Here is a 6,000-nt window from a genome sequence, read left to right as displayed (position 1 = left end):
CGTCCAGGCCGCCGTCGCGCCCCATCACCGTGTCCAGCAGCTGCGCGCGCCGCAGCGCAACGGTCACGCGCTCGCGGTCCACCCGGGACTGGTCCCAGGCCAGGGCGACGTTCTGCGCGATCGAGGCGTCGAAGAGCGAGACCTCCTGCGGGACGTAGCCGATGCGCCGCCGCCAGGAATCCAGCACGAACTCCATCGGTTCGCCGCCCACCAGGATGCGCCCGCGGCTCGGCTCGAGCAGGCCCAGGAGCAGGTCCACCATCGTCGACTTGCCGGCGCCGGACGCGCCGACGAAGGCCACGTGGCTGCCGGCCGGAATCCGGATGTTCACGTCGTGCAGGGCCGGCGCCGCGGTATCCGGATAGCTGAAGGCGACGTCCTGCAGCTCGATGTCGGCGGCGTTGTCCGGCAGCTCGTGCTGCGGGCGCTCGTCGCGCAGCCGGGACATTTCGGCTTCGCCCTCGTGAATGTCCTCGACGATCTGCCGGGCGAAGGACGCGCTGGTATTCACCGAGGATTGCACGGCCTGCATGCGCGTCAGCGAGGGGATCAGGCGGAACCCGGCGACGGCGAACAGGCCGACGGCGCTGACCGCACCGGCCGGTCCGCCGGTCAGGTAGCCCACGCCGCCCAGCAGCGCGAAGCCCAGGACCAACGCGGTCTCCAGCACGTAGCGCGGGATCTGCGAGATCTGGATGGCGCCGGCGCGCGCTATGGAGGACTTGGTGCGGGTGCCATGCACCTGCTCCTGCACCTCGGGCCCGCGGCCGGCCAAGGTGATTTCCTTGAGCGCGCCCAGCGCCTCATACAGGGTCTTCGCGGTGCGGTTGGACCATTCCCGGTTTTCCCGGCCGATCGCCACGGCGCGCGGGGAGATCACCTTGGCCAGCAGCAGCGCCACCAGGCCCAGGTAGATCATGGTCACCACCGCGATCAGCGGCTGGGCCACGAAAAGTACGACGACGACCGCCACCAGGGTGCCCAACTCGCCGAACAGGCTCATCGCCGGCATCAGGACGCCCGAGACGGTGATCCCCACGCCGACGTCGACGGAGCGGACGATCTCGGCCGAATTGCGGCCAAGCCGCTTCTCCCAAGGGGAGGCGAGGTAGGCGGCGAAGAGGCGGTCGCCGATGGCCACCTCGTGCCGGGCGAAGCGCTTGGTGGCGAAGCGCAACAGCAGCACGGCCAGCACTCCTTTTAGCACGATCAGCAGGCAGATGAAGGCGAGCAGCGGCAGGGCCAGCCCGTTTTCGGCGACGTTGCCGACGATCGGCAGGTCGGCGTCGGAGCTTCCGACCAGGGCCGGCAGGAGCGCGGCGATCAGCCCCAGGGCGACGACGTCCAGCAGGGCCAATGCCGCGGAGGCGGCACCATAACCGGTCAGGAATCGCCGGCTGCCGTCGGGCAAGGTACGCAGCAGCGGCACAAGAACGTCGAGGATGCTTTTCATACTGCCCCTCAGCCTATTCCATCGGGCCCTTATCACCCGTGACGGCTGCTGGCCAGCGGCGGATCGAAGTTGGGTCGGTTTTTCCACAATCGAAGTGCGGGGGCTGGCCGGTCCGAAGACCGGCCGCTAGGGTCGGTGGACACACCCGGCCGCAAGTCTCAGCTTCGCGGCGGGGTTGCGCCCGAACTCTGAGGGGGGAGAAGGGATGGAGGGCATCCGGATCGTCGAGGGGGAGGTCCGTGAGCTGATCCGCCAACGCGGCCTGGACCCTGTCCGCCAAGGTCCGGAGGTCCGACGGCTGGTTGAAGCCGCTGTGACTGACTACGACGAACGGTCCTTGCTGGGGTCTCTTCCGCCGCTCGGACATCTGGACGACGCGCGCCAGTACGTTTTTGACGCCGTGGCCGGCTTCGGCCCGTTGCAACCGCTGCTGGACGACCGCTCGATCGAAGAAATTTGGATCAACTCTCCGTCCGAGGTCTATGTAGCCAGGGGCGGCGAATCCGAACTGACGTCCGTCTCGCTCACCCAGCAGCAGGTGGCGGATCTGGTGGAGCGGATGCTGAAGTCGTCCGGGCGCCGCCTGGACTTGTCATCGCCCTTCGTCGATGCGGCCCTCCCGGACGGATCGAGGCTGCATGTTGTCATTCCGGACATCACCCGCCGGCACTGGGCGGTCAACATCAGGAAGTTCATCGCCCGTGCTTCGCGGTTGGAGCACCTAGTGGAGCTGGGCACGCTGACCCCGGAAGCGTCCCGGTTCCTGGGAGCGGCAGTCAGCAGCGGTCTGAACATCCTCGTCTCGGGCGCAACCCAGGCGGGCAAAACCACCATGCTCAACTGCCTGGCCGCCGCTATTGGCAGCCGCGAGCGGGTGGTCACGGTAGAGGAGATCTTCGAACTGCAACTGCCCCTGCGCGACGTCGTGGGGCTCCAGTGCCGGCAGCCAAATCTTGAGGGGGAGGGCGCCATACCGCTGCGGCGGCTGGTCAAGGAGGCACTGCGCATGAGGCCCGACCGGCTGATTGTTGGTGAGGTCCGGGAAGCCGAAAGCCTTGACATGCTCGTGGCACTCAACAGCGGGTTGCCGGGGATGTGTACGGTCCATGCCAATAGCGCCCACGATGCCATCACCAAGATTTGCACCCTGCCGCTGCTGGCTGGGCAGAACATCTCGTCCGCGTTCGTGGTTCCTACTGTGGCATCGTGCATCGACCTGGTGGTCCATTGTGTCCGCCGGCCGGACGGCAGGAGACAGGTCGCGGAGATCGTCTCGCTTGGCCGACGGGTGGAGAACGGGATTATCGAAACGTCCACGTTGTTCAGTCGCCAAGACGGTCAGCTTGAGGTGAGTCCTTCTGCCAGCCCCGCGGAGGAGAAGTTCGCGCGCGCGGGATATGAAGTCATGCAGCTGTTGGAATCGGTGCCATGACGACGGCGGCGGGGCTCCTTGGCGGATTGGGGCTCTTCTTGATTTGGTGGTCCTGCTGGGAAAAACCGCCCCCGCAGGTGCGGCTGAAGCGGCCGGGCCGAATCCAGCGGATGATCAGCCAGGCAGGCATCGAGTTGGTATCGCCGACCGCGCTTATGGCCAGCTGCGTGGCCATGGCAGCTGCAACTTTCCTGATGGTGTTGGCACTCGCAGCATCCGGTCCCATCGCGGCCTGTTTCGGTCTGTTCGGAGGATGGCTCCCGTTCGCCCTGGTGAGTTGGAGGGCTCGCCGGCGTGCCGCCGTCTTGCGCGAAATCTGGCCGGACGCCGTCGACCACCTGCGTTCGGCCATCCGGGCAGGACTCTCGCTGCCCGAGGCGCTGGTGCAGTTGGGAACGCGAGGCCCGGTGGAGCTGCGGCCGGCCTTCAGGGAATTTGCCTCCGATTACCGTGCGGGCGGGAATTTCGACGACGCCTTGGAGCGGCTCAAAGCACGGCTGTCAGATCCGGTGGCCGACCGGATCGTGGAGGCGCTGCGCATGACGCGTGAAGTCGGCGGTACCGACTTGGGCAGATTGCTCGGGACGCTTGCGGAGTTCCTCCGCGACAGCGCACGGACCCGCAGCGAACTTGAGGCCCGCCAATCATGGACTGTCAACGCTGCCCGGCTCGCTGTTGCTGCCCCTTGGATCATCTTGATGCTGCTGGCTACCCGGCCGGAAGCTGTGGCTGCCTACAACACGACGGTGGGGGCGGCCGTACTGCTGGGCGGGCTCGTGGTGTCGATCGTGTGCTATCGACTGATGCTGCGCATTGGTTCGCTCCCCGAAGAGGAGCGGGTGCTCCGGTGAACCACATAGCTGCAACGACGGCGTTATTGGGCATCACGTTGGGGGTGGGCCTCTGGCTGACGGTCGTCCGGCTGCCGTTCTTACGCCGCAGGCGCTTCGCGGACCGGATCGCCCCGCAGCTGAAGTCGATCGAGATGAAGTCGCGGCTGCTCGACGGCGGACCGGTAAACGTCACGCCGCTTGGCCCCCTGGAGCGGATTTTCCGCCCGGTGGTCCGTGACTCGGTCGCCTGGCTTGGAAAGTTCAATTTCGGTTCCACCTTGTTGTCCAAGCGGTTGCTGCAGGCCGGACGCCGGCAGAGCACCGTCGATTTCCGTGCCGAACAATTGCTGTGGGCGGCGGCGGGTTTCGCCATCGGCATTGCGTGGGCGATTGCCTCGGCGGCGGGAAATGCGCTGGATCCGGTACTTGCGGTGATTCTGACCCTGGGACTGGCAGTGGGCGGGTTCATGCTGCGGGACTACCTTTTGAGTGTGCAAATCCAACGCCGTGAGGAAAAGATGCTGGCGGAATTTCCCAGCTTGGCGGAGCTGATGGCACTGGCGGTCAGCGCCGGAGAGAGCGCCACGGGAGCGCTGGAGAGAATCTGCCGCAGCGCGCAGGGCGAACTGGCGTCCGAATTTGCGGTTGTGCTCGCACACACGCGATCCGGTATGCCGATTCTGACGGCGTTGCAGGATTTTTCACACCGCATCCGCTTGCCGGCGCTGGTGCGGTTCGTCGACGGAATCACCGTGGCCGTCGAGCGCGGAACTCCGCTGGCGGACGTTCTGCGGGCGCAGGCCCAGGACGTGCGCGACATGGCGAAGCGGAACCTGATGGAGTCGGCCGGAAAGAAGGAAATCGGCATGATGGTGCCTCTCGTTTTCGGGGTCTTGCCGCTGACCGTGCTGTTCGCCGTGTACCCGGGCATAGCCCTGATCAATCTCGGCTGGTGAAGTCGACCGACGGAAATTCTCACTGGGGGTTATAGGGAAGGAACTACGACATGATGAAACTCTCTCTCATGTTCACTGTCACGATTTCGCTGCTGTGGAGCGGAGGGCTGGATCGATTGCGTCGTGCGGCGCGGGCCGAAGATGGCGAACGCGGAGATGTGCCGGGGTGGGTGATGATCACCTTGATGTCGGCCGTGCTTGTGGCTGGCATTCTGGCGCTGGCGAAACCGGCTCTGGAAGGACTCTTCAACGACGCCATCGGCCGCGTGACCCAGCCCTGACGTGGGATCGAACGACAGTGCCCACGGAGTGCGGCAGTCCACCGCTGCCAGCGTCGGCAGCGGTTCCTGTCGGGGCCGGGACCGTTCCGACCGGGGCTCCGCGAGCGTTGACTTCGTGTTGGTGGGCGGTGTCCTCACCCTGATATTCGTGTCGATCATGCAGCTGAGCCTGGTCCTGCACGTGCGCAACACGCTCATCGACGCCGCGGGGTCGGGTGCACGCTACGGAACCTTGGCCGATCGAGGCGCCGCCGACGCGCACGAAAGGACGGTTGACTTGATCTCAGCTTCGCTGACCGACACCTACGGCCAAGACGTCCACGTTGAAGAAGTCGTCCGGTCCGGCGTCCCCACGTTACGAGTGACGGTCCGGGCTCCGCTGCCTGCGCTCGGCCTGATCGGTCCCGAAGGCGCGCTGGAGGTCCACGGTCATGCGGCTCTTCCGCGCTGACGGGTCACCGGACGCGGCGCCGGGCTCAGGGGCGGCCCGGACCCATCCCGAAACTTGCCGGAGGGCTCGGTGACGGACTTGTGGCAGCGGCTGAAGGACCGCCTGCAGGGAGAGGATCCGGAGCGGGGGAGTGCCGTCGTTGAATTCGTCTTCCTTGGCACGCTGCTCCTGGTTCCAGTGGTCTATTTCGTCATCGCGGTCTCACAGGTGCAGGCCGCGTCGTTCGCCGTCGTGAATGCCGCGGACCAAGCGGCGAAAGTGTATGCGGGGTCCGACGAGTCCGCAGCTGCTGGTCAGGCCGCGCAGCAGGCGGCGCTCTTGGCTGCAGAGGACTTCGGTTTTGGCCCGGAGCGTATGGAAATCAGGATTAGTTGCGGCAATGGAGCGTGCTTGGAAGCGGGGTCCTGGGTCACTACGGAAGTCGAGATTTCGATCCCGTTGCCATTGCTGGACGGCACGGGCCTCACCATGGCCACGGTGAACTCCTCGGCGACTCAAATAGTGGAACGCTACCGATGATGACCGGAAGACCGTCAAGCGCTCGGAAGGCCCCTTGCACGGGGGGAGTAGGAAGCCGGAGGGGCGGGACCGACG

Annotated in this window: 7 protein-coding genes; 6 read left to right on the top strand and 1 reads right to left on the bottom strand. The window is 65.9% G+C overall.

Annotated elements, in window-relative coordinates; translation table 11 throughout:
• On the bottom strand, positions 1 to 1,453 hold a 1,453-nt coding region (locus AC5RV2_RS03980; RefSeq protein WP_494091274.1), incomplete at its 3' end, for an ATP-binding cassette domain-containing protein.
• Between the two features lie 205 nt (positions 1,454 to 1,658).
• Here AC5RV2_RS03980 and AC5RV2_RS03975 point away from each other — a divergent pair.
• From AC5RV2_RS03975 to AC5RV2_RS03950, 6 genes are all read left to right on the top strand, one after another.
• The gene (locus AC5RV2_RS03975; RefSeq protein WP_494091273.1) at positions 1,659 to 2,885 is read left to right on the top strand and encodes a TadA family conjugal transfer-associated ATPase; all 1,227 of its coding nucleotides are present in this window, start codon (positions 1,659 to 1,661) and stop codon (positions 2,883 to 2,885) included.
• Positions 2,882 to 3,736, top strand: coding sequence for a type II secretion system F family protein (locus tag AC5RV2_RS03970; protein ID WP_494091272.1), 855 nt, complete (start codon positions 2,882 to 2,884; stop codon positions 3,734 to 3,736). Before AC5RV2_RS03975 ends, AC5RV2_RS03970 begins: the two co-directional genes overlap by 4 nt.
• Positions 3,733 to 4,674, top strand: coding sequence for a type II secretion system F family protein (locus AC5RV2_RS03965; protein ID WP_494091271.1), 942 nt, complete (start codon positions 3,733 to 3,735; stop codon positions 4,672 to 4,674). Before AC5RV2_RS03970 ends, AC5RV2_RS03965 begins: the two co-directional genes overlap by 4 nt.
• A gap of 50 nt (positions 4,675 to 4,724) precedes the next feature.
• Positions 4,725 to 4,955, top strand: coding sequence for a hypothetical protein (locus AC5RV2_RS03960; protein ID WP_494091270.1), 231 nt, complete (start codon positions 4,725 to 4,727; stop codon positions 4,953 to 4,955).
• A gap of 28 nt (positions 4,956 to 4,983) precedes the next feature.
• Complete coding sequence (locus AC5RV2_RS03955; RefSeq protein ID WP_494091277.1) at positions 4,984 to 5,406, top strand: TadE family protein; 423 nt, start codon at positions 4,984 to 4,986, stop codon at positions 5,404 to 5,406.
• Between the two features lie 69 nt (positions 5,407 to 5,475).
• The gene (locus tag AC5RV2_RS03950; protein WP_494091269.1) at positions 5,476 to 5,925 is read left to right on the top strand and encodes a hypothetical protein; all 450 of its coding nucleotides are present in this window, start codon (positions 5,476 to 5,478) and stop codon (positions 5,923 to 5,925) included.
• Positions 5,926 to 6,000 lie beyond the last annotated feature (75 nt).

It is taken from the genome of Arthrobacter sp. Y3225116 (assembly GCF_059091245.1).
Note: the sequence above shows the minus strand (reverse complement) of the source record. Positions and strands in the feature narration are given on the sequence as shown.